The following is a 23,623-nucleotide window of genomic DNA, read 5'->3' on the forward strand; positions in this document are numbered from 1 at the left end:
TTTCAATGTTCCGATAAGGGTGCCGAATGTGCTACAATAAAGCTTTGAAAGAAACGAAAGATTGATGAAATAAGAACACTCGGCAGTGCCGATGACAATAAGGAGCCAAAAACAGCTTATGAGTTTATTGACTGTAGAAAATGTATCCCACAACTTTGGGGACCGTGCGTTATTTAAAAATGTTTCCTTTCGATTACTTGCGGGGGAACGTGTAGGATTGGTAGGAGCAAATGGTGTTGGTAAATCGACACTCATGAACATTCTGACTGGAAAATTGCTTAAAGATGAAGGCAAAGTGGAATGGACTCCACGTGTACGTTATGGCTATCTGGATCAGCACACCAAGCTAACGCCAGGTAAAACAGTACGTGATGTATTAAAAGACGCGTTTCTTCCTTTGTTGGAACTAGAAAAGGAAATGATGCAAATTACAGACAAAATGGGAGAGGCTTCTCCCGAAGAGTTGGAAGTTTTGCTGGAACAGATGGGAGAAATTCAAGAGCAATTGGATATGGGGGATTTTTACCTCATTGATGTGAAGGTTGAAGAAATGGCGAATGGATTAGGTCTCTCTGCCATCGGACTGGATCGGGATGTAGCAGCACTTAGTGGTGGGCAACGGACAAAGGTGCTTCTTGCTAAGTTGCTGTTGGAAAAGCCAAATGTATTGCTGCTGGATGAGCCTACCAACTATTTGGATGTGGAGCATATTGAATGGCTTACGCGATATTTGAAGGATTATCCCTATGCTTTTATCCTCATCTCACATGATACTGAATTTATGAACCAAGTCGTTAATGTAATCTACCATCTTGAATTTGCTAAGATGACCCGCTATTCAGCTAACTATGAAAAGTTTCTTGAAATGGCGGATCTGAACAAAGCACAGCATATTGATGCATATGAGAAGCAGCAGGAATATATTAAGAAACAGGAAGATTTTATTCAGCGCAATAAAGCGCGCGCATCTACATCAGGCCGTGCAAAAAGCCGTGAAAAGCAGCTTGATCGGATCGAACGTATTGATAAGCCTGAAGAAGCTGCAAAGCCAACCTTTCAGTTCAAAGAAGCCCGTGCGAGCGGGAAAACGGTTTTTGAGGGTATTGATTTTGAAATTGGCTACACTCATGCCCTTTTGCCTAAAATGTCCATGACGATCGAACGTGGCGAAAAGATCGCAATTGTTGGCTGCAATGGTGTTGGTAAGTCTACGTTGCTCAAAACCATTCTCGGGAAAATACCTCCAATCAGCGGAAAAACCTATCAAGGGGATTTCTTGCAGCCTGCTTATTTTGAACAGGAAGTAAAGGCGGAGAAAATTACACCGATTGACGATGTATGGAATGAATTTCCGCATTTGAATCAGCATGAAGTACGAGCGCATTTGGCGCGCTGTGGTTTGAAGAATGAGCATATCACCCGGCCTTTGTCTGCGCTTAGTGGTGGAGAACAGGCTAAAGTTCGCCTTTGTAAACTGTTAATGCGTGAGAGCAACTGGGTACTGTTTGATGAGCCTACCAACCACTTGGATGTCAAAGCAAAGGATGAACTCAAACGCGCTTTGAAGGAATACAAAGGGACCGTATTGCTTGTATCCCACGAACCGGACTTTTACGAGGATTGGGTAACCAAAACGTGGAATGTAGAAGAGTGGTCTAGTAAAGTTAACTAAAATCCAGTTCTGACAGATTTCACACAAGGTGGGGTTTGCAGAATTAGGAAAATATGCTAAGCTATCTTTAGCTGATACAATAAAATAGTCACACTAGGGGAGCCGCCCATGCGGCTGAGACGAAAAAAATGGATTTCGGACCCTTTGTACCTGATCTGGGTTATGCCAGCGTAGGGAAGTGAGTACTGTACAAACAAGGTAGTAGCTCTTTACTTTTGTTTGCGCAGGGAACGATATACGTTTACGGATATAATAGTCCGTTCGATTTTGAACGTTTGTCAAGCCACTTCCTCTGGGAAGTGGCTTTTTGCGTTTCGTTCATCTTCATTTGTTCGAGCTTCCGTAGACGGATTTACATATGATCTCCTTTCATTATTGCTGGTACATGTGGCTGGCTCCGTATGATATTACCCAATAGGGAGCTGCAACAATATAGTTCAGCTTATACGATTATTTTATATTTTTTAGTCCAAGTGAGGTGAAAATGAGATCGAATTACACGTAATTACGATGGAAAGTGTCTCCTGTGTGGATGTACCCAAAGTGGCAGCCGCTATTTGTCCTTATATTCATTATGTACACGCACGTTCGAAACAGAAGGGTGCCTCTGCTTTGCTTTCTTTGACTCGTAGCATGATCGAGCAGGAAGTTCCTTTGCAGCAAATTGTAGTAAATGACCGTATGGACGTAGCTTTACTTACCTTGGCAAGAGCTGTCCAGCTACCTGCTAATGGGTTATCTGTGATGGATGCGAAAAGTCTGCTTCCAGTGGGTACACGCTGTGGAGTGTCTGTACATTCCTTGGAGGAGGTGCAGACCGCTGAGCAGGGGGGAGCAGACTATGTACTATTTGGTCATGTATATGAGACCTATTGTAAGGCCGGTCTTGTACCGCGGGGTGTAGCACAGCTTGAACGCATTTGCAGATTGTCGGCCATTCCGGTGATAGCGCTGGGAGGCATACAACCTCATCATGTTCCAGAGCTCTATCATGCCGGAGCAAGCGGAATTGCGGTGATGTCTGGTATATGGGAAGCAGAGTCACCCGTTGCAGCAGCGATGGAATATAGGCGAATGGTAGATCTTGTAGTTCACGACCTGTAGCAAGAAAACGAGACGAAGGGAAAGCAGAATGCTCACCGGAGAGGAGACACGGAACATATGTCAAAGACACATACAGAGAAAAAAGCAATAGGACACGCAGAATGCTTGGTCATAGGCGGAGGTGTGATCGGCAGTGCCATTGCTTATCATGTGGCTAAGGAGGGACGAAGTACAATTATGCTGGAACGATGGATCCCCGGTGAGGGAGCATCAGGAGCAGCGGCGGGAATGCTGGCAGCGGAAAGCGAAGAGTTCTCAGACCTTGAGCTGGCGCGATTTGCTCGCGCAAGTCGAGATGCTTTCCCTGACCTTGTCTGTGATTTGGAGCGTTTATCGGGTATTTCAGTTGATTTTCGTACAGAAGGTTTTGTGACCCCTTTTCGTTCAGAAGCAGAGGGCCAGAGACGCTGGAATGCTGCGAATATCCGAGAGGATGATAGCCCTATTTGGTGGGATGCCAGGGAATTGGCTCGACGGATTCCGGGCTTGGCAGATCAAGTAATTGGGGCTATATACCGATCAAAGGAGACACAAGTGGCCCCTGTTCAGCTTTGCCGTGCTTATGCAGGGGCAGCTGCGGTGCTGGGAGCAACAATATGGTCTGGAACTCATGCTGAGGAACTGATCATACAGGACGGCCGAGTTTGCGGTGTGCGAACGGATAGTGGATTTTTTTCCTGCGATCAGGTCGTGATTGCCGCAGGCTTGGACAGCTTGAAATTGCTAGAACAAATTGGATTTGATTATCCTCTTTATCCAGTCAAGGGTGAAGTGGTAGCAGTCTCCTTGAAGGACCATCCGTTGGATTATACCATTTATGCCGATGATGTTTACCTCGTGCCTAAACAGAATAACGAGCTTTGGATTGGGGCTACGAGTCTTCCACATCAATATGACAAAGAGGTGACCGTAGGAGGCTTAAAAGGACTGTTAGTACGTGCATCTGCCTGGTTGCCGCGTGTACAAGAAGCTTCTTTTATACGTGCTTGGGCGGGCTTACGTCCACAGGCAGCTGCGGAGCGTCCTTTCATTGGCCCTGTTCCTGGAGTAGAGGGCGTCTATGCTGCAGTCGGGCATTATCGTAACGGTGTCTTGCTTAGTGATGCGACTGGGCGAGCGATGGCAGCTATGCTTAAAGGGGCTGATGCGGCTGGACTTGGAATAAGCAAATTTTCTTCTGAACTCCTCAAGGAGGAAAGCTTATGAAGCTGATCATTAACGGACAGAGCATGACCATTTCTAATCGAATCACTCATGTGGATCAATTGCTGCATGAACTTGATTTAAAGGTGAAAACCGTAGTGGTAGAGCTGAATCGGCATATATTGACCCGTGAAGATCATCATGAGACGGTACTTAAGGATGGAGATTGCCTAGAAATCGTACATTTTGTAGGAGGCGGTTGATCATGTTAACCATTGGAAAAGCATCATTTACCTCAAGGTTGTTGCTGGGAACAGGGAAATTTTCGGATCTGGATATCCAATCCCAGGCTGTAGAGGCTGCTGAGACGGAAATATTAACGTTCGCTGTGCGCAGACTGAATTTGGAGGAACGGGATAAGCAACATTTTCTTGATACGCTAGATTTGAGCCGGTATACACTTCTTCCCAACACAGCAGGAGCAACAACAGCAGAAGAGGCAATCCGTATTGCCAAGTTGGCAAAAGCCTCTGGTTTGTGCGACATGATTAAGGTGGAAGTCATTGGGGATAACAAAACGCTGTTGCCTGACCCTTTTGAAACGTTGAAGGCTAGTGAAAAACTGCTAGAGGAAGGCTTTGTCGTACTGCCCTACATATCGGATGATGTGATACTAGCAAAGAGGCTGCAAGAGCTTGGAGTACATGCCATTATGCCTGGTGCCTCACCGATTGGTACAGGACATGGTTTGCTCAATCCGTTTTCATTAGAGTTAATTATTGAGCAAGCAGAAGTTCCGGTTATCGTCGATGCAGGTATTCGCTCACCTGGTGACGCAGCAATGGCGATGCAGTTGGGAGCAGATGGTGTTCTGCTAAATACAGCTGTGGCGGGAGCGAAGAACCCTGTGAAAATGGCTGAGGCCATGAAGCTGGCTGTGCGTGCAGGCAGATATGGTTTTGAGGCAGGGATGATACCTGTAAAACGATATGCTTCAGCGAGCAGTCCAACTGAAGGTATGGTTCAAGGATGAGGATATCTGAAAAATCCGGTGCTGGAACATCACAAATTGATCGTTATTCCAGACAGGAAAGGTTTGCACCCTTTGGGCCTGCAGGCCAACGCCGGCTTGCTTCTTCTCACGTACTAATCATAGGTGTTGGAGCGCTGGGTACAGGCATTGCAGAAACGCTAGTTCGTGGAGGCGTAGGTACGGTAAGTCTCGTAGACCGGGATTATGTGGAATGGAGCAATTTGCAACGCCAGCAGCTTTTTCAGGAAAGTGATGCAGCGCAAAGGTGTCCCAAAGCAATAGCGGCCCAGCGAAGATTAAAGGATATTAATTCGCAAACAGTCATACATGCACATGTTTTGGATGTTGGGGTAGAAGAGCTGGAAGAGTTGATCCAGGGAGTGGATCTCATGATGGATGCAACCGATAACTTCGATACCCGGCTTCTTATGAACGACATGGCTCTCAAGCATCATATTCCTTGGATTTATGGAGGATGTGTGGGTAGCTACGGTGTAACTTACACTTTTTTACCGGGTCAAACACCTTGTCTACACTGTCTGATGGGAACTGTACCGTTTGGAGGAGAAACATGTGATACAGCCGGCATTATTCCGCAGGCAGTACAAATGGTCACCGCTAACCAGACTACAGAAGCTTTCAAACTTCTTGGTGGATATCCCGAGGACTTGAGAGGAAAATTGCTTTCGTTTGATTTGTGGAAAAATGAATATGTAGCAATAGCAGTGGATCGTCTTAAAAAGTCGAATTGTCCTTCTTGCGGTAGCCAACCAACGTATCCCTATTTATCGGCCTCTCATCGGCAGAAAACAGATGTTTTGTGCGGTAGGGATACCGTTCAAATAAGACCTGCCAACCGGATATATCTGAATCTCGCAGAGATAGCAGATAGATTTGCAGCATTGGGCGAGGGAAACGTAGAGTGGAATTCGTATCTGGTTTCCTTTAGTGTGGGAGAGCATCGCTTGGTGGTTTTTGCAGATGGCAGAGCGCTGATCCATGGGACAAAGGACGTGGCCAAAGCAAGAAATCTATATCATCGTTATTTGGGCTAAAAACCATAAACCTTAAAGCAGAAAGCCATTCTTCAGAGAATGATTTTCTGCTTTTTTGTTACACTAATACAAATATGTTTAATGGCTTATAACAAACTTGTTCGTATCCAATATGTAATGCGATGTCCAAACCAGGTGGGTGAAAAAGATGAGCCCGTTAATTGTACTTGTGGATGAAAATGAAGCGCCCGCTGTATTCGTTCGTCCATTGGAGCAGGCAGGTTATCAGGTGGTTCATGTTCGTAATACGTCGGATGTACGCTCTTATATAGCTCAGCATCCTGTAAGTTTGCTACTCCTAAACATTAAAGATGAACAGGCGGGCACTCAAGGCTTGATTCGCATTTTGCAGCAGAACCATCCTCATGTCCCGATACTTGCAATGATTTCATCAGATGAAGAGGCACATATGGTTTCCTGCTTTGAACAAGGAGCTCATGATGTAATGGTAGTGCCCTTTTATCCTAGAGTTCTTCAGGCTAGAGTGGCTAATTTATTACGAATTTTTGGTGTTGAACGTGATGTGAAAAGGGCAATCGAAGCGGGGGATATACATATAGACACTGCAAGCAGAATGGTGAGCAGAGGGGAGCGAAAACTGGAATTAACTCCAAAAGAATTCGATCTTTTGCTACATCTGGCAATACATCTTAACCAAGTTTGCAGCAGGCAGCAAATTTTAAAAGATGTTTGGAAACATGATTATATCGCTGATACGAACGTAGTAGATGTGTACATCAGGCATTTAAGGGTTAAAGTAGATAGAGGACAAAAGTTTAAAATGATTCGAACGGAACGAGGTATTGGCTATTCACTCAGAACGCCAACCGAAGCAAAATAGCATAAGTTATATAAAAAAAGCCGGAACTTTTCGTCCCGGCTTACCTATTTCAAATGAGTGTTACATTACAGCACGCGACGTGCTTTAATGTATGTTCTTTTCCAGTTGCCAGAGTTTAAATCAGAGATGGTCACCCCAGGTCCGCCGTAAGTGTGTAAAATTTTACCCCCGCCCATATATACTGCTACGTGAGTAATGTTACGTCCTGTGGCACGGCTACCGCTTGAAAAGAAAACTAAGTCCCCTTTTTTCAAATTGGCCTTGGATACGGCATGTCCGACTTTAGATTGTTGAACAGAAGTACGCGGCAAATCGACTCCGTATTTCTTGAATATGTGCTTCATGAAAGAAGAACAGTCAAAATTGCGTGTGGTGCTTGTGGAAGCTCCAAACTTATAAGGAGTACCCATATATTTTTTGCCGTAGTTAATTACTTTTTGACCTACGGTAGTAGTAGCAGTAGCAGCTTGTGCTGTATTTGTTCCCTCTATGGCAAAAGTACCAAAGCCGATCGTGGCAGCGACTCCTGCGATAATTACCTTTTTTATGATTTTATGCATATTCATGTTGTAAATACCTCCAAAAATTGATTTGTGCAATAATTTGCTGAGTTGCTAACTAACTGACAGCGTTGAGTATAACAGTTTTGAAGCCACCTAATAGTTGGAAAACTACTCTCAAATGCTTGAGGGACAAGGCTTACGTCGTAATTATTAAAAAACGATTAAAAATTACAATTTGTAAAAAATAAAATGATTCTAGAACCTGTGAAAACGGAAAAACCCTTGTTAATCAAGGGTTTTGAGTGGGTGAACAACTTTTGAAATAGTTACAACAATGTCATAATTAATCCTTGCTTTGAATAACGAGTAGTAGACCGCTTTTAATAGAAATTGTACCTTTTGCAGCCGTTAGCTTATTGCTAACACCACGTGATTGTCCCATTTTAAGGGTTGCATTATGAAGTGGATACATAAATCCTTCCAGTTGTATACCTGTTACTTCGGCGGTCATTGGAATCAGCGATGCATATGTATAGCCCATAGGCTGGATCTCGAGCGTTGATCCGGTCAGCTCGATATAATTATGTGCGTCCATGATAGCGCAACTAATATGATGCTGCATAGCCCGTACTAATATTTGAACATTGGCTAATGTGTGGTCCATCCGAGTACCAGTCACACCGAGCATGAGTACATGATCTGCTTGTTCGTCCATAGCGATTTCTAAAGCGAGTTCTGTATCTGTTAGGTCCTTAAGTACTGGATCACACGCAAGCATACGTTGGCTTGCTGATTTTACCCTTTCTTGTTCCTCTGAAGTAATCGAATCAAAATCTCCTACAGAGACATGAGGCGTAATACCGTGTTCTATCAGGAACAGGGCACCTTTATCTGCACCTATAATAAAATCATCGGGTTGTATTTGTTGTAAATCTTCTTCATTAAGACGACCGCCTGAAAATACAATGGCTCGTTTTTTCGTCATATCCAACATCCTTTCTTTCTGCATACGGTCCCATATATACGATCATTTTAAGTATACCGCGATAAATATGGCTTGCACAATTTTGGAGGACCTGGCTACAATGGAACAGAAAAAAGAAGTGTGACGTGAATAGGAAGGGGAACGAAATGATTAACGTTTTGTTTGTGTGTTTGGGCAATATTTGCCGCTCTCCCATGGGGGAGGCAATACTGAGACATAAAGCAAAGGAACGGGGATTAGACGCAGAAATCCGGGTGGACTCGGCAGGAACAGGCGATTGGCACATTGGAAATCCTCCGCATGAGGGAACGCTAAAGCAGCTTAAACTGCACGGAATCAGCGAACAAGGCATACAGGCACGACAAATAACGGATCGTGATTTTGACGCGTTTGATTATATTGTGTGCATGGATGACTCTAATGAACGAAATATGCGTAAACTTGCAGGTGGAGCAGATGCTGATATTCTAAAGTTCATGGATTTGCTTCCCCAAGAAAAGTTAAGAGAAGTACCCGACCCATATTATACCGGAAATTTTGAAGAGACCTATCGATTATTGGACGCGGGATGCGAGGCCTTGCTGGACAAGATCATAGAAGAAAAGCTATAATGTGAACGACAGATGACGGCAATCGTTGCCGTTTTTCGTTATACATTTTTGAAAGCGTAACCAAATTATAAAAAAGAGGAAGGAGCCTTATGACCTCCTAGGTCAATGCTCCATTCCTCATCATGCTGGGATGTTTTTTACTCAGGCACGATCCAAAAAATACATTAGCGCGTCAGGCAACTCGTTTTGCCAAAAGCCCCATAAATGTTTGCCATCCTTTTCACGGTAAGAAACTTCGGCGTTCCGCTCGCGCAGTAAATCTGCGCATTGACGGTTCAGCTCTACAAAGTTGTAAATGCCGGTATCACTCTCAAAAGCATCTTCCTGAAGGCCAACTGTCATCCAAACATTTAGATGCGACAGTTCTTTCTCACGGGCAATAATTTCTTGCGAAGCTTCATAGTAGGCACCTGAGAGGCTGATAATACGATTAAACAGCTCAGGATACAATAGCGCCAAATGCAAAGACACACTGCCTCCCAGTGAATCTCCAGCAAGAATGCGGGAAGTTGCATCTTTTCTTATAGGATACTTTTGCTCCACATAGGGAATAATCTCTTCTGCAAAACAGGCAGTGTATGCCTTAAAACGATTGCCGAAGGGAGCGTACTCCTGAGTTCTGATTTTGGTGTTCACTTCTACACCTACAATAATGAAGGGTTCCACGCCTTCATCCAGTATGAGACGGTTGGCGTGTGTTGCAATGCGTCCAAAGTTGAAGAATTCCTCTCCATCCTGACAGTAGACGACAGGGTAGCTCAATATTTCATTATAGCCGGGCGGCAAATAAATCCGAAGAATTCGGGTTTCGCCAAGTAAGCGGCTGTCTACTTCGTCTTTAAGGATAGTTCGTTTTAAATACCGAGAATCCGTCATTTTTCGTCACCTTTCTTGGGTATTATTTTGCATTAAGGATCACAATAAGTTAAGATTACCCTGATTGCAATAGATGTTTAAAATTTCAATCATGTACTAAGCTGTTATAGTAAAAAACACACCCTGTTACATACACAAAAATGTGGCAAACTCAAAAAAAATAACTAAATCTTTGACGCGAGCGATATAACAGGTGTATAATAATCCTATAACAGCGGAACTTGATATTCAAATTTTTTTGTTGAGGTGAAGAAAATGAGCAAGGTTCCTTATGAAGTTTACACAGAGGAAGTTGAGGCTCTGTCCGTGCTTTCTCCGGATGGTGAAATTATCAATAAAGATAAATTGCCTAAACTTACAGATGATCAATTGAAAGAAATTATGTATCGTATGGTATTTACACGTACTTGGGATGACCGTGCTGTTAACTTGGGCCGTCAAGGACGTCTCGGCTTCTACGCTCCGGTATCCGGACAAGAAGCAACAATGGTTGGTAGTGAATTTGCGCTCCAAAAAGAAGACTTTATTGCACCAGGCTACCGAGATATTCCGCAACTCGTTTGGCATGGCCTGCCATTATATCAAGCTTTCTTGTATTCCCGTGGTCATCAACACGGTGGTCAAATTCCGGACGGCGTTAACGTATTGATGCCGCAAATTATCATTGGTGCGCAAATTCTGCACGCTATGGGTATTGCAATGGGCTACAAACTGAAAAAACAAAAACAAGTCGTCATTACATATACAGGCGACGGCGGTTCTTCCGAAGGTGATTTCTACGAAGGTCTGAACTATGCTGGTGTGTACAAGTTGCCAGTTATTTTCTTTGTGCAAAATAATGGTTACGCGATCACAACGCCATTCTCAAAACAAACAGCTGCTCTTTCGATTGCTCATAAAGCAGTAGCTGCTGGTATTAAAGGTGTTAAAATTGACGGTATGGACGTGCTTGCAGTTATTAAAGCCGTTCAAGAAGCTGCAGAGCGTGGACGTAATGGCGAAGGCGCAACATTGATTGAAGCCGTTACTTACCGCTTCCGTCCGCATTCCCTTTCTGATGATGCGACGAAATATCGTTCTAAAGAAGAAGAAGGCGAATGGAATGCAAAAGATCCAATTGCCCGCTTTGCGAAATATCTTGAGAAAAAAGGCCTTTGGACTGAAGAAGATACAGCTCGCGTAAAAGAAGAAGCTAAGGCAAAAGTGAACGAAGAGATCAAAAAAGCCGAGAAAACAGAAAAAATGACAATTCCTGGCCTGATCGATAGCATGTTCGAAACTACGCCTAAGCATTTGGAAGAACAAAAAGCTGATTTTAAATAATTGAACTTGAAAGAGACCGGGTGGCAACCCGATCCGGTCTGCTTTTCGATTGACCTGAACTGAAATTGATCTGTCAATGTTTAAGGAGGAAATGAAGCAAATGGCACAAATGAACATGAAAGAAGCGATTCGTGACGCACTGCGCGTAGAGTTGAAACGCGACCCTAACGTCCTGCTTTTCGGTGAAGACGTAGGTCATGTAGGTGGCGTATTCCGCGCTACAGAAGGTTTGCAAAAAGAATTTGGCGAAGAACGTGTATTCGATACTCCGCTGGCGGAATCCGCAATCGGGGGTCTTGCTGTCGGTCTGGGTATCCAAGGGTTCCGCCCTGTAGCTGAAATCCAGTTCGTAGGCTTTATCTTTGAAGCGCTCGATCAAATGGCGATTCAAGCATCCCGTATGCGTTACCGTTCCGGTGGACGTTACAATTCTCCAATCGTATTCCGTACACCTTTTGGTGGCGGTGTTAAGGCAGCCGAGCTGCATACAGATTCCTTGGAAGGTCTTTTGACTCAAACACCAGGTATTAAGGTTGTTGTTCCTTCCAACCCTTACGATGCAAAAGGTCTTATGATCGCGTCTATTCGCGATAACGATCCAGTATTTTTCATGGAGCATTTGAACCTGTACCATGCATTCCGTGCTGAAGTTCCTGAGAATGATTACACAGTTGAACTGGGCAAGGCTAATGTAGTTCGTGAAGGTTCTGATGTAACGATCATTACTTACGGTATGATGGTACACACTTCAGTTAAGGCTGCTGAAGAGTTGGAAAAAACAAAAGGTATTAAAGTGGAAATCATTGATTTGCGTACAATCAGCCCGATTGACATTGATACCATTGTTGCTTCCGTTCAAAAAACAAATCGTGCCATCGTTGTTCAAGAAGCGCAAAAGAGTGCCGGTGTTGCTGCTGAAGTTATTGCACAAATTAATGAAAAAGCAATCCTGCATCTGGAAGCACCAGTTCTGCGTGTAGCAGGTCCGGATACCGTTTATCCATTTGCTCAAATTGAAGATACTTGGTTGCCAACGCCAACACGTATCATTGATGCGGTTAATAAAGTATTGGAATTTTAATTAAAGCACACCGTAAATTTGGGAGGTTTTAAACGTGGCAAAATTTGAATATAAATTCCCGGAGCTAGGTGAAGGTCTTCACGAAGGCGAAATCATCAAGATGCACATCAAGCCCGGCGACAAAGTAACTGATGATGATATCATCATGGAAGTACAAAACGACAAGGCTGTAGTTGAAGTTCCATGTCCGGTTAATGGTACGGTTCAAGAAGTATTTGCCAAAGACGGAGACATCTTTAACGTAGGTCAAGTTGTAGCTATCATCGACGCAGAAGGTGAACTTCCTGAACAAGAAGATGCACCGGAAGCACCAGCTGCTAGCCCTGAGCCAAGTGCTGCTGCGCAAGGCGGAGCTGCAGGTACAGCTAGATTTGAATATAAATTCCCAGAGCTGGGTGAAGGTCTGCACGAAGGTGAAATCATCAAGATGCACATCAAGCCCGGCGACAAAGTAACTGATGATGATATCATCATGGAAGTACAAAACGACAAGGCTGTAGTTGAAGTTCCATGTCCGGTTAATGGTACGGTTCAAGAAGTGTTTGCCAAAGACGGAGACATCTTTAACGTAGGTCAAGTTGTGGCTGTGATCGCTGCTGAGGGTGAGCTTCCTGAGCAAGAAGAAGCACCAGCTGCTGTTAAACAAGAAGAGGATGCTGCAAAAGGTGGAGCGAACACGCAACCAGGTGCAACACCTGCTGCTTCAAATAAAGACGTACTGGCTACACCTAGCGTCCGCAAATTTGCACGTGAGCAAGGTGTTAACATCGCTCAAGTGAGTGGCTCCGGCAAAAACGGTAAAATCACTAAAGAAGATGTAGAAGCTTTCAAAAATGGCGGAGGCCAAGCGGCTGCACCAGTAGCGAAAGAAGCTGCAAAAGCGCAAGAGCCAGCTAAAAAAGAAGCGAAAGCTGCAGCACCATCCGCACCAGCTGCAGATCCGCGTGCTGAGGAAGAACGCGTACCATTCAAAGGTATCCGTAAAGCAATTTCCAATGCTATGGTTAAGTCAGCTTACACAGCTCCACACGTTACAATTATGGATGAAGTGGATGTAACCGAGCTGGTTGCTTTCCGTACTCGTATCAAACCAATTGCAGAGAAGAAAGGTACAAAAGTAACTTACCTGCCGTTCATCGTAAAAGCTTTGGTTGCTGCTTCCCGTCAATTCCCGGCTCTGAATGCCTCGATCGACGAAGAAGCTAACGAAATTGTCTACAAAAAATACTACAACATCGGTATCGCTACTGATACAGACAACGGCTTGATCGTTCCTGTTATCAAAGATGCTGATCGTAAGAGTATCTGGATGATTGCTGATTCCATTCGTGATCTGGCTGTACGCGGTCGTGATGGTAAATTGGCTGCCAATGAGATGAGAGGAAGCACGATTTCCATCACGAACATTGGTTCCGCAGGCGGTATGTTCTTTACTCCAATCATCAACTTCCCTGAAGTTGCAATTTTGGGTACTGGCCGCATCAGTGAAAAAGCAGTCGTGAAAAACGGTGAAATTGTTGCCGCTCCAGTAATGGCTCTTTCCCTGAGCTTTGACCACCGTATTATTGACGGTGCAACTGCTCAAAACTTCATGAACTATATTAAACAGCTGCTCGCTAACCCTGAGCTGCTTGTAATGGAGGTGTAATCAATGGTAGTAGGAGACGCTTCTCTGGATATTGACACATTGGTTATCGGTGCGGGTCCTGGCGGCTATGTAGCTGCCATCCGTGCCGCACAATTGGGACAAAGCGTATTGATCGTTGATAAATCTGAGCTTGGCGGTGTTTGTCTGAACCGTGGATGTATTCCATCCAAAGCTTTGATCTCTGCGGCTCATCAATACGAAGCAGCTAAACATGGCGAAACTTTCGGTATTACAGCTGAAAATGTAAAAGTTGATTTTGCTAAAACACAAGAATTTAAAAACGGTGTTGTTAAGAAAATGACAGGCGGCGTAAGCGGCTTGCTCAAAGGTAACAAAGTTGAAGTTTTCAATGGTGAGTGCATGTTTATCAACGAAAACGAAGCACGTGTATTCAACGAACATGAATCACCACGTTACCGTTTTAAAAATGCAATTATCGCAACAGGCTCCCGTCCTATCGAATTGAAGCCATTCCCGTTTGGCGGACGCATTCTGTCTTCTACTGAAGCATTGAACCTGCCTGAAATTCCGAAAAGCCTGATCGTTATCGGTGGTGGATACATTGGTGCAGAGCTTGGACAAATGTATTCCAAATTCGGTTCCAAAGTAACGATCATTGAAGGTATGGATACTGTTCTTCCTGGCTTCGATAAAGATATGACTTCCATCGTTTCGAAAAGCATGAAGAAAACAGGTATCGAAATCTTCACTGGCGCTAAAGCGGAAAGTGCGGAACAAACTGATAAAGATGTAACAGTGAAATTCTCTGTTAATGGTGAAAGCAAAGAAGTAACTGCTGAGTACCTGCTTGTAACTGTTGGACGTCGTCCAAATACAGACGGTGAACTGGGTCTGGATTTGATCGGTGTAGAACTGGATGACCGCGGAATGGTGAAAGTTGACCACCAAGGACGCACAAGCATTCCTCACATCTTCGCAATCGGTGATATTGTTCCTGGTCTTGCTCTGGCTCACAAAGCTTCTTACGAAGGTAAAGTAGCTGCTGAAGTAATTGCCGGCCAACCATCCGTTGTAGACTACAAATGTATTCCGGCTGTTGTGTTCACAGATCCAGAATGCTCTAGCGTAGGCTACACAGAGACACAAGCTAAAGAAAAAGGCTACAATGTCAAAGTTGGTAAGTTCTCTTACGGAGCAAACGGTCGTGCTGTTTCCCTGAACGCTGCTGAAGGCTTTGTGAAAATCGTAGCTGACGCAGATACAGGTCTGGTACTGGGTACGCAAATCGTAGGTCTGGAAGCTTCCAACCTGATTGCTGAGCTGGGTCTGGCGATTGAAATGGGTGCTACACTTGAAGATATCTCCCTGACTATCCATGCTCACCCTACACTGGGCGAACTTGTGATGGAAGCAGCAGAAGTCGTAATGGGTCATCCGATCCACGCATTGGCGCCACGTCGCTAATTCCATTTCATTATCTTGTTTTTGGATTCATACATGAAAAAGAGGCAAGGAGCGCTATATGTGTGCTCTTTGTCTCTTTTTTTCAAACTTTAAGATTATTGGACTATCATGAAAATTCACACAGTACATGGTCAAAAAAGTACCCTACATGATAAACTAAATATAGATTAATGGTGTAGATCGAGAGTTTTCAAAATTAAAAATGGACGATACTGTTTTTTATTCATGCTCAAAGGAGAGAAACGACGTGCGCAACTACTTGGAATTGCTGGAGGATATTTTAGAGAACGGGGTAAAAAAAGAGGATCGGACAGGAACGGGAACATTATCTGTTTTCGGAAGGCAACTTCGTTTTGATCTGGCCAAGGGCTTCCCGTTAGTGACCACTAAAAGAGTACATTTGAAATCCGTTATACATGAGCTGTTATGGTTTTTGCGAGGTGATACCAATATTGCTTATCTCAAGGAGAACGGAGTTAGCATTTGGGATGAATGGGCAGATGAACAGGGGAATCTGGGACCTGTATATGGATCGCAATGGCGCGCATGGGAAACAACGGACGGACAACATATTGATCAAATTGCGAATGTCATTGAAGCTATCAAAAACAATCCGGATTCACGTCGACATATCGTCAGTGCTTGGAATGTGGCTGAAATTGAATCGATGAAGTTGCCGCCATGTCATTTTGTATTTCAATTCTACGTAGCTGGAGGAAAGCTATCCTGTATGCTGACGATGCGTTCAGTGGATACCTTCCTTGGACTGCCGTTCAACATCGCTAGTTATGCATTGCTGACGCATATGGTTGCACAGCAGTGTGGTTTGGAGCCTGGAGAGTTTATTTGGTCAGGTGGCGATGTGCATATTTATTCAAACCATATACAACAAGTGCATACGCAGTTGGAACGTGACCCATATCCGTTACCACAGTTAAAAATCCTGCGCAAACCGGAATCCATTTTTGATTACACTTACGAGGATTTTGTTTTTGAGAATTACGAGCATCATCCAGGGATTAAGGCGCCTGTCGCCATCTGATTAGAGGAGGTGGAAAGATGAGCATTTCGATGATATGGGCTATGGCGCAAAATGGTGTGATTGGTCGGGATAACAGACTTCCTTGGCGCCTTCCCAGAGACATGGCCTTCTTTAAAGAGCAGACGATTAATAAAACAGTACTCATGGGACGCAAAACGTGGGAATCCTTTGGCGGGAGAAGCCTACCAAACCGCCGCAACGTCGTTTTGACTCGTGATGAGCACTATCAGGCAGAAGGTGCAGAAGTGATCCATACACTGGAGGAGGGGCTCCAACTTGCACAGCAAGAAGAGCTAATGGTCATTGGTGGATCGGAGATTTACTCACTGTTTTGGCCACATGCGGATCGGCTGATTGTGACTCGAATTGAGGAGACTTTTGAAGGCGATACGACGTTTCCTGAGCTGGATTGGAGCGGCTGGACTATAGTCAGTGAGACGCCAGGTATCAAGGACGACAAAAACTTGTATGACTACTGTTTTGTTGTTTACGAGAGAACAGAATAACATACATGAATTCAACCTAGCTCATTTGAAAAATTAATAAACCATATAAAAAATCCTTTTGGCTGTAGATGCAGAAAGTTGCATAAGTTTTCATTACTTTTACGCTGTATTGTGATACAATAAATCAAATTCAATGAGAACAGACCCTTTCATAACACAAACAGACAAGTTCGAATTTGATTAGAATTCTGAATGGATGATCGGGGTTCATAAGCGAAGAGATGGGGGAACGTAACATGTCTACACCAACTGGATTTATGGAATACACACGACAACTTCCTACAGACCGGGACCCGGCAGAGCGTATAAAGGATTGGGAAGAATTCCATAAGCATATGTCTGAAGAAGAGCTGCGTACCCAAGGGGCGCGTTGTATGGACTGCGGAACTCCTTATTGTCATACGGGGATGGATCTCATGGGAGCAACTTTAGGCTGCCCGGTTCATAATCTTATTCCGGAATGGAACAATCTCGTATATCGTGGTTTGTGGAAGGAAGCGTTAGATCGGCTGCACAAAACGAATAACTTCCCCGAATTTACGGGGCGTGTCTGTCCTGCGCCATGTGAAGGCTCATGTACTGTTGGCCTTATCGGGCAGTCTGTTACCATTAAGACAATTGAGGAAGCGATTATCGAAAAAGGTTTTGAGGAAGGCTGGGTTGTTCCTAACCCGCCGGAAAAACGTACAGGAAAACGAGTGGCTGTTGTCGGCTCGGGTCCTGCGGGATTGGCTGCGGCAGCACAGCTCAACAAAGCAGGACATAGCGTGACTGTGTACGAGCGTGCAGATCGTATAGGTGGGTTACTGATGTATGGAATCCCATCCATGAAGCTGGATAAGAAGGTTGTACAGCGTCGTGTAGATTTGCTGGAGGCTGAAGGTATCCAATTTATCACGAATACGGAAATCGGCAAGGATATCCCTACTGAGCAGCTGATTGCTGACTATGATGCAGTTGTGCTATGCGGTGGATCTACAAAGCCGAGAGAATTCAATATTGAAGGCAGCGATTTGAATGGTGTCCATTATGCTATGGATTATTTGAATGGCACCATCAAGAGTTATCTGGATTCCAACCTCGAAGATGGCAACTATTTGTCCTCCAAAGGTAAGGACGTTATTGTTATCGGTGGCGGTGATACAGGTTCGGACTGTGTAGCTACTTCTTTGCGGCACGGTTGCCGGAGTGTCACTCAATTTGGCACACACACCAAAGCTCCACTGGAGCGTGATCCGATTGCGAATCCTTGGCCGCAGTTTCCGAATGTGTACTCTCTCGACTATGCACAGGAGGAAGCTAAAGCATTGTTTGGGGAAGATCCGCGTGAGTTTTCCATCATGACAACCAAATTCGTGGGTGATGAGAATGGCAATCTGAAAGAACTGCACACCATTCAAATTCAACGTATTGTCGATGAAACAGGACGTAAAATCTATCAACCGATTCCAGGTACGGAGCGCGTATTTCCGGCACAAATTGCGCTGATTGCGATTGGGTTTGACGGACCTGAGCAAACGATTGTGAAGGAAATCGGTTTGGAAACAGACCGTCGTTCCAATGTTAAGGCACGTTATGGGAAATATGTGACGAATGTGGATAAGGTTTTTGCTGCAGGTGACATGCGCCGCGGACAAAGTCTTGTTGTGTGGGCTATTAATGAAGGTCGAGAAGCAGCACGTGAAGTTGATAAATACCTCATGGGTGCTACTGTTTTGGTATAATTATAAATTTTTATGTTACCGTTACGAATCAAGTAAAGGCTCCATCTTAGGATGGGGCTTTATTTGTTTTTAAAGCTTTATCACTAGTAGTTGTTGAAACCAATTTTCTAGTGAGGTATACAAATCGTTGTGAATTCAATGTTATATAAAATCACTCTAAATTAACTTTTTAATCATGTAGTTGTTATCTATAGTGATCATAACATAAATAAGGACGGTGTGTGTAGCCTTTTTTAAAGAAAATACATTTATTTTACAAAATAATTAGATGAAAACTTAAATTGTGTAATATAAATTAACATTAATATTACACAAATTTGCTAATAGTGCAGTTTTATTTTGGGTTTTCTATATTTATATTGCTTTAAAAGGAAGATGACATGATCTTTTCCAAGGTTACATAAAATCATGACCTGAGAGAATCATGATATCTATGGTATAATAGACGTACATTGTTGAAGCGCTAGACTAAATGAATTTACAAAGGAGCTTTCGCCGGGAGAAGGCTCCTTTTGCATGAGGCCGGGAACCTGTGTTTTCATTTGCGTTCCATGTATATCTATGATTCATGGAAGAGAAACAGAAGGCCGTCAGGAAGGAATGGAATGAATGAAGACGTTGATTATTGCTGAGAAACCAGATATGGGGCGGACAATTGCCGCTGTTATGGAGCCGCGTGCTAAAAATAACCGTACCTATTTGGAAGGGGAGAAATACATTGTAACCTGGGCGATCGGTCATTTGTTGGGTCTGGCTGAGCCGGATGCTTACGATGCTAAGTACAAACGATGGAATATTCAAGATCTTCCGATTATCCCTGAACAATTCAAAATTGTACCTAATCCGAAAACAAAAGATCAGCTAAAAATGATTGGTGAGCTGGCCAAACGCTGCAATGCCATCGTGAATGCTTGTGATGCTGGACGGGAGGGGCAATATATTTTTGCGTTAATTCAGCAGCAGTTAAAGCTACGACAGCCGGTTAAGCGATTGTGGATCTCGGACTTGACGGCGGAAAGTATTGCGACAGGCTTTGAACGATTGCGAGATGCCTCGGAGTTTGAATTCCTGACTCAAGCTGCGCGGGCACGAAGTGAAGCAGACTGGCTGATTGGCATGAACGCCTCCAGAGCGTTCACAACACGACATAACACCTTGCTGTCGGTAGGACGGGTGCAGACTCCCGTGTTAGCACTAATTCATGATCGAGAAAAGGAAATTGAAGCATTTCAGTCTCAAACCTTCTATGACGTATGGGCTGAGTTCAAGCAAGATCAGATTAAGTACAAAGGGGCATGGCAGGGTGATCGGCTGACGAATCCGGAAGAAGCTGAGGGGATCGCTGCGGCGGTACGCGGAAAAGAGGGTGAAATTACCAAATATGATACAAAGCAGACAAAGGAGTATCCTTTTAAATTATACGATTTGACGCTGCTTCAACGCGAGGCGAATGCCAAGTACGGTTATTCGGCTAAAAAAACGCTGGATGTGGCACAAGCGCTTTATGAGCGTCACAAGGTCATTTCCTATCCGCGGACCAACTCTAATTATGTGACAGAGCAGAATATAGACGGCATGCATAAGGCATTACGGATGCTGGGGACAGGCCCTTATGCTGATCTGGTACAACAAGCAAACCCTAATTTGGTCCATAAACAGAATAAATCGGTCTGCAATCCGTCTCGTGTTGAGGATCACCATGCTATTTTGCCGACGTTAAAAAGGCCGGGAACGCTAAGCAAGGAGGAACAAAATGTATATGACCTGGTTATTCGTAGGTTTCTGTCGCATTTTTTTCCGCCAGCTGAATATAAAATGCATACCGTAATGACGCAGGTGGACAAGCATCTGTTTAAAACTAATATTAAGGAGCTTCTGTCCTTGGGATGGAAAGTGGTTTTGGGTAAGGCTGATCAGGATAAAGGTAAAAAAAGCAAAACATCCAAAAAAGAGGATGAAGAGGAAACGGACGAGTGGACGGACAAGAAGTTTGAAATTGATGCAGGGCGTCCGGTAGATTGTGTGCGCGCTGAGATGAAAGAAAAGGCGACTCAGCCTCCTAAAAGCTACACGGAGGGCACATTGCTTAAAGCGATGGAAAGCGCGGGCAAGCAGATGGAGAATGAGGAATTACGCGAGGTTATGAAGGATGCTGGCTTAGGTACACCTGCGACACGGGCCGCTACAATTGAACGATTAAAGAAAGTCGGCTACATTGAAATGAAGGGCAAAAAGATTCTGATTACGGATAAAGGAAAGATGGCTATTAACCTGATCCGTCATGCCGGGGTAGATCTATTAGCTTCACCGGAGATGACAGGTCAATGGGAACGCCGTCTTCATCAAATTTCCAAGGGTGAGGCAGCTCAGGAGAAGTTTATGGATAACGTTAAAAGATTTACGTTGTCCATCATTGATAAGGTAAGGCAGCAGCCACCTGCTCCCGCAAATGCCTTTGGCGAGGAGGCAAGGAGTAATCGCTCGGGAGGAAAGACGAACGCCCGCGGCGTAGGTACGAGTGGACGTGCCACCACCGCCAAAGGAAGAGACCGCACAGCATCAGGAGGCGGTAGCAGTGCAGGAAGTGCTGCGCTAAAGCAAGCATCGGCGCCAATAAGTCGCAGTTCGACTACAAAAGCAGTGCGGAGCTCATCTGATGGACAGTCAGATACTTCAGCGAGCCAAAGGCAGGCGTTAGGCAGCTGCCCGTGCTCCAATTGCGGTGGAAGCATTATTGAAGGCCGCAAAGGGTATGGGTGTAGCCACTTTAAGCAGGGCTGTGGTTTTGTCATTTGGAAGGAATATGCGGGCAAGCAGATTACCGAAACGATGCTCAAGTCCCTGCTCGCCAAGGGGCAGACGCAATTGTTGTCTTTTAAACGTAAAGATGGATCGACCGTCAAAGCGCGGATTGTTCTGGATGTGCCAGGAACAGGACAACTTAGCGTTCGTGAGGATGCCTGAGATAGGAGCATCAACAAAAAAGGACCCTATCCGAGGGTCCTTTTTTGTTGATGCAATTGTATGCTTTCGTGGATCACCCGTGGCACTTCTGTTAGCTTTTGTATAGTATACATCACAGAGTTCACGTTTTTTTGCAATTCAACCATATTGTAAATCCATTCTTTGGGCTGCTTAAGATACACAGCGTGAATACCTGCCGCAAGGGCTGGAGATACGTCGGTGCGTAAAGAATTCCCAATCATCCAGGTAATGTTTCGGTCCAAGCGATTCATTTGGATGATTTCTTCCAGTGCATCTACATTTTTATGCTGGCGAATGTAGATACGGTCATCAAAGTAAGTAGCCAGCTTCATTTGTTCAATCTTTCTTTCTTGAATGACCTGCTCACCCCCAGTGTAAAGATGAAGGGAATGCCCTGCTTTTTGGAGTGAATTTAACGTTTCGGCCATACCTGGATACGGTTCGATTTCCTGCTCGTACACACTTCGGCCAAGCGAGCGAAGCTCCTGCTCTTCCCGAGAATCCGTACGGCGTCCAAATTGTTCCGAGAAAAACTGGTACGTATCTATTAGGGATTGTGGAAAATGCTCGCTGGCAAAACCCACCTGATGAACTCCAGCCACATCAATTTCGATTTGTTTTTCACGGATCGAATTTCTCGTTAGGTTATGAGCTGCAAACCATTCCTGAAGCAAATCGAAAAAGTGGTTGAGAATAAGATCGAAATACTTGTTGCAGTGGACCAAAGTGTCATCAAGATCAAATAAAATGTGCTGCTTCGGATACGACATGATGCATACTCCTTCCAAGCCAAAGCTTTAACGGTGTTCGGTTTATAACTAAGTTGAGATTCAAATTACAGTCCAATATAGGATTCCAAAAATACCTGCAAATCAGCCGCACCGTCGGGACGGATGCTGAATTTTTCCTTGTGATAGCGTCCAATGTGAATGCGGAGCAAGCCAGCCACACGCAAAATCATCATATCAGACATAAGTGTATCTTCCAATCGGCTCAAATCATGACGCATGTCTTCAAGAGACTTAGGACCTTGAGCTACATAACGCAAAATGCGCAGTCGTTGCGGATCATTGACAGCACGAGTAAGCCGTAGTAGAAGCGTAGGCGGTTCTTCCTCACTCTCCTCGGGAATATCTACCGGATACTGGATCAGCAGTGTACGGGTATAAAAGCAATATGAATTAATTGGGCGATTATGGACGACCGGAAACAGCACCACTGTATCGAGATCTTCCATATGTGGGACGACTAGCCCGGCTGTTGCATATTCAACAAGTGCTTCCGGTTCCATTTTACTTAACAGCATGCGCTTTTCCGCAGCGTCTTCTTCTGCCAACACACGCAGTTCGCCTTCCAAGGTCCGAAAATAATCACGATCCCACAATCTGAGGAGTGGTGCATATACCTTACGAATGCGTAAAGATTCTTCAAAGGTTAAAAAAGGAATATGCGGAACAAGTAGCTCAAACATATCCTTGTCCGGTCCGTGATCCAAGTAAGAAATATAGTCGGATATTTCATCTGATTCCGGTCGAAGCAACGCCCAGGCATAGAGTGCGTCATAATCGCTAAAAGGGCAATCCTGAGCTGTAGCAAGCTCAGTACGAACTTCTTGTTGTAGTCGTGCATCCACCTTGTCGATCCATTCATGGCCCAAGTCCATATCTTGGACCCACTTTTTAGTTACATAGGCCATAAAGCTGCCGAGCAATTCATAAATTGGAGAAGTGTCTATTTTAATTTGATAACTCATGGAACCAAATGCCTCCTATTCTGTCTTCTAGCCCAGAGCGGTGAACGTAAATAAAGCCCGTCCATAAGCAAAACATGAGCATTTTGAAATTGCCCACTTATTTATTATGGCTTGTTCTGCCGGGCATTGTCCACTATAATATGAAATAGTGCGTTGTGACGTGAACTTGGTCGGATTGAACATACGAGGCTCACCAAATGGAGTCGGATACATACCAGACTAGCTCTATCCGTAAAATCGTCATCTCAGATGGCGATTTTTTTCTTTCTCTCTTTAATACACTAAAATTAACGCTAAAAACATCTTAATATGT

21 protein-coding genes and 1 riboswitch are annotated in these 23,623 nt (G+C 44.4%); of the genes, 16 read left to right on the plus strand and 5 right to left on the minus strand.

What is annotated here, in order from left to right; all coding sequences use genetic code 11:
- Positions 1-118 precede the first annotated feature (118 nt).
- The 7 genes from G7035_RS21740 (at position 119) to G7035_RS21770 (ending at position 6,848) form a co-directional block, all read left to right on the plus strand.
- Positions 119-1,672, plus strand: coding sequence for an ABC-F family ATP-binding cassette domain-containing protein (locus tag G7035_RS21740; RefSeq protein WP_013371468.1), 1,554 nt, complete (start codon positions 119-121; stop codon positions 1,670-1,672).
- Positions 1,673-1,757: 85 nt separating this feature from the next.
- A riboswitch (TPP riboswitch) is annotated at positions 1,758-1,866 on the plus strand.
- A gap of 316 nt (positions 1,867-2,182) precedes the next feature.
- Positions 2,183-2,776 carry a thiamine phosphate synthase gene (locus G7035_RS21745; protein ID WP_016821920.1) on the plus strand — a complete coding sequence of 198 codons (594 nt, stop codon included), beginning with the start codon at positions 2,183-2,185 and terminating at the stop codon, positions 2,774-2,776.
- A gap of 57 nt (positions 2,777-2,833) precedes the next feature.
- Positions 2,834-3,982 (plus strand): glycine oxidase ThiO, encoded by a 1,149-nt coding sequence (gene thiO / locus G7035_RS21750; RefSeq protein WP_019687412.1) that lies wholly within the window; start codon positions 2,834-2,836, stop codon positions 3,980-3,982.
- The gene (thiS, locus tag G7035_RS21755) at positions 3,979-4,182 is read left to right on the plus strand and encodes a sulfur carrier protein ThiS (RefSeq protein ID WP_016821918.1); all 204 of its coding nucleotides are present in this window, start codon (positions 3,979-3,981) and stop codon (positions 4,180-4,182) included. The genes thiO and thiS overlap by 4 nt, the downstream gene beginning before the upstream one ends.
- Before the next feature lie 2 nt (positions 4,183-4,184).
- The gene (locus G7035_RS21760; protein WP_019687411.1) at positions 4,185-4,952 is read left to right on the plus strand and encodes a thiazole synthase; all 768 of its coding nucleotides are present in this window, start codon (positions 4,185-4,187) and stop codon (positions 4,950-4,952) included.
- On the plus strand, positions 4,949-6,007 hold the full coding sequence (locus G7035_RS21765) for a ThiF family adenylyltransferase (RefSeq protein ID WP_019687410.1): 1,059 nt from the start codon (positions 4,949-4,951) through the stop codon (positions 6,005-6,007). Before G7035_RS21760 ends, G7035_RS21765 begins: the two co-directional genes overlap by 4 nt.
- 148 nt (positions 6,008-6,155) lie before the next feature.
- Positions 6,156-6,848, plus strand: coding sequence for a response regulator transcription factor (locus G7035_RS21770; RefSeq protein ID WP_016821915.1), 693 nt, complete (start codon positions 6,156-6,158; stop codon positions 6,846-6,848).
- Between the two features lie 65 nt (positions 6,849-6,913).
- On the opposite strand, the gene G7035_RS21775 is transcribed toward G7035_RS21770, so the two are convergent.
- Complete coding sequence (locus G7035_RS21775; protein ID WP_013371461.1) at positions 6,914-7,414, minus strand: C40 family peptidase; 501 nt, start codon at positions 7,412-7,414, stop codon at positions 6,914-6,916.
- A gap of 280 nt (positions 7,415-7,694) precedes the next feature.
- Positions 7,695-8,336 carry a thiamine diphosphokinase gene (locus G7035_RS21780; protein WP_019687409.1) on the minus strand — a complete coding sequence of 214 codons (642 nt, stop codon included), beginning with the start codon at positions 8,334-8,336 and terminating at the stop codon, positions 7,695-7,697.
- 146 nt (positions 8,337-8,482) lie between these two features.
- Here G7035_RS21780 and G7035_RS21785 point away from each other — a divergent pair, with 146 nt between their 5' ends.
- The gene (locus G7035_RS21785; RefSeq protein ID WP_019687408.1) at positions 8,483-8,947 is read left to right on the plus strand and encodes a low molecular weight protein-tyrosine-phosphatase; all 465 of its coding nucleotides are present in this window, start codon (positions 8,483-8,485) and stop codon (positions 8,945-8,947) included.
- Between the two features lie 141 nt (positions 8,948-9,088).
- Here G7035_RS21785 and G7035_RS21790 read toward each other — a convergent pair whose 3' ends face one another.
- Complete coding sequence (locus G7035_RS21790; protein ID WP_019687407.1) at positions 9,089-9,823, minus strand: alpha/beta hydrolase; 735 nt, start codon at positions 9,821-9,823, stop codon at positions 9,089-9,091.
- A gap of 255 nt (positions 9,824-10,078) precedes the next feature.
- On the opposite strand from G7035_RS21790, the gene pdhA reads away from it, so the two are divergent.
- The 8 genes from pdhA (at position 10,079) to G7035_RS21830 (ending at position 21,536) form a co-directional block, all read left to right on the plus strand.
- Positions 10,079-11,146, plus strand: coding sequence for a pyruvate dehydrogenase (acetyl-transferring) E1 component subunit alpha (pdhA, locus tag G7035_RS21795; RefSeq protein WP_013371457.1), 1,068 nt, complete (start codon positions 10,079-10,081; stop codon positions 11,144-11,146).
- Between the two features lie 100 nt (positions 11,147-11,246).
- Positions 11,247-12,227 carry an alpha-ketoacid dehydrogenase subunit beta gene (locus G7035_RS21800; protein WP_013371456.1) on the plus strand — a complete coding sequence of 327 codons (981 nt, stop codon included), beginning with the start codon at positions 11,247-11,249 and terminating at the stop codon, positions 12,225-12,227.
- Between the two features lie 34 nt (positions 12,228-12,261).
- Positions 12,262-13,875 (plus strand): 2-oxo acid dehydrogenase subunit E2, encoded by a 1,614-nt coding sequence (locus G7035_RS21805; RefSeq protein WP_115293066.1) that lies wholly within the window; start codon positions 12,262-12,264, stop codon positions 13,873-13,875.
- A gap of 3 nt (positions 13,876-13,878) precedes the next feature.
- Positions 13,879-15,300, plus strand: a complete 1,422-nt coding sequence (gene lpdA, locus G7035_RS21810; RefSeq protein WP_016820706.1) for a dihydrolipoyl dehydrogenase — start codon at positions 13,879-13,881, stop codon at positions 15,298-15,300.
- A 247-nt stretch (positions 15,301-15,547) separates the two neighbouring features.
- Positions 15,548-16,342 carry a thymidylate synthase gene (thyA, locus tag G7035_RS21815; RefSeq protein WP_016820707.1) on the plus strand — a complete coding sequence of 265 codons (795 nt, stop codon included), beginning with the start codon at positions 15,548-15,550 and terminating at the stop codon, positions 16,340-16,342.
- Between the two features lie 17 nt (positions 16,343-16,359).
- Positions 16,360-16,848 (plus strand): dihydrofolate reductase, encoded by a 489-nt coding sequence (locus tag G7035_RS21820; RefSeq protein WP_016820708.1) that lies wholly within the window; start codon positions 16,360-16,362, stop codon positions 16,846-16,848.
- 236 nt (positions 16,849-17,084) lie between these two features.
- Positions 17,085-18,572, plus strand: coding sequence for a glutamate synthase subunit beta (locus G7035_RS21825; RefSeq protein WP_017427722.1), 1,488 nt, complete (start codon positions 17,085-17,087; stop codon positions 18,570-18,572).
- A gap of 609 nt (positions 18,573-19,181) precedes the next feature.
- The gene (locus G7035_RS21830) at positions 19,182-21,536 is read left to right on the plus strand and encodes a type IA DNA topoisomerase (protein ID WP_029515045.1); all 2,355 of its coding nucleotides are present in this window, start codon (positions 19,182-19,184) and stop codon (positions 21,534-21,536) included.
- Between the two features lie 26 nt (positions 21,537-21,562).
- On the opposite strand, the gene G7035_RS21835 is transcribed toward G7035_RS21830, so the two are convergent.
- Entirely contained in the window at positions 21,563-22,327 is a 765-nt protein-coding gene (locus G7035_RS21835) for an HAD family hydrolase (RefSeq protein ID WP_016820710.1), read from the minus strand.
- Between the two features lie 65 nt (positions 22,328-22,392).
- Entirely contained in the window at positions 22,393-23,310 is a 918-nt protein-coding gene (locus G7035_RS21840; RefSeq protein ID WP_017427725.1) for a hypothetical protein, read from the minus strand.
- Between the last annotated feature and the right edge of the window lie 313 nt (positions 23,311-23,623).

Source organism: Paenibacillus polymyxa (assembly GCF_015710975.1).
In the GTDB taxonomy this organism is placed as follows: domain Bacteria; phylum Bacillota; class Bacilli; order Paenibacillales; family Paenibacillaceae; genus Paenibacillus; species Paenibacillus polymyxa.

Coding starts and splice junctions, on each gene's coding strand:
- G7035_RS21800 (WP_013371456.1), top strand. CDS start 11,247: ATGGCACAAATGAACATGAAAGAAGCGATTCGTGACGCACTGCGCGTA.
- G7035_RS21785 (WP_019687408.1), top strand. CDS start 8,483: ATGATTAACGTTTTGTTTGTGTGTTTGGGCAATATTTGCCGCTCTCCC.
- G7035_RS21830 (WP_029515045.1), top strand. CDS start 19,182: ATGAAGACGTTGATTATTGCTGAGAAACCAGATATGGGGCGGACAATT.
- G7035_RS21760 (WP_019687411.1), top strand. CDS start 4,185: ATGTTAACCATTGGAAAAGCATCATTTACCTCAAGGTTGTTGCTGGGA.
- thiO (WP_019687412.1), top strand. CDS start 2,834: ATGTCAAAGACACATACAGAGAAAAAAGCAATAGGACACGCAGAATGC.
- G7035_RS21820 (WP_016820708.1), top strand. CDS start 16,360: ATGAGCATTTCGATGATATGGGCTATGGCGCAAAATGGTGTGATTGGT.
- G7035_RS21835 (WP_016820710.1), bottom strand. CDS start 22,327: ATGTCGTATCCGAAGCAGCACATTTTATTTGATCTTGATGACACTTTG.
- G7035_RS21775 (WP_013371461.1), bottom strand. CDS start 7,414: ATGAATATGCATAAAATCATAAAAAAGGTAATTATCGCAGGAGTCGCT.
- G7035_RS21770 (WP_016821915.1), top strand. CDS start 6,156: ATGAGCCCGTTAATTGTACTTGTGGATGAAAATGAAGCGCCCGCTGTA.
- G7035_RS21825 (WP_017427722.1), top strand. CDS start 17,085: ATGTCTACACCAACTGGATTTATGGAATACACACGACAACTTCCTACA.
- G7035_RS21790 (WP_019687407.1), bottom strand. CDS start 9,823: ATGACGGATTCTCGGTATTTAAAACGAACTATCCTTAAAGACGAAGTA.
- G7035_RS21765 (WP_019687410.1), top strand. CDS start 4,949: ATGAGGATATCTGAAAAATCCGGTGCTGGAACATCACAAATTGATCGT.
- G7035_RS21745 (WP_016821920.1), top strand. CDS start 2,183: ATGGAAAGTGTCTCCTGTGTGGATGTACCCAAAGTGGCAGCCGCTATT.
- lpdA (WP_016820706.1), top strand. CDS start 13,879: ATGGTAGTAGGAGACGCTTCTCTGGATATTGACACATTGGTTATCGGT.
- G7035_RS21780 (WP_019687409.1), bottom strand. CDS start 8,336: ATGACGAAAAAACGAGCCATTGTATTTTCAGGCGGTCGTCTTAATGAA.
- G7035_RS21840 (WP_017427725.1), bottom strand. CDS start 23,310: ATGAGTTATCAAATTAAAATAGACACTTCTCCAATTTATGAATTGCTC.
- thiS (WP_016821918.1), top strand. CDS start 3,979: ATGAAGCTGATCATTAACGGACAGAGCATGACCATTTCTAATCGAATC.
- G7035_RS21740 (WP_013371468.1), top strand. CDS start 119: ATGAGTTTATTGACTGTAGAAAATGTATCCCACAACTTTGGGGACCGT.
- pdhA (WP_013371457.1), top strand. CDS start 10,079: ATGAGCAAGGTTCCTTATGAAGTTTACACAGAGGAAGTTGAGGCTCTG.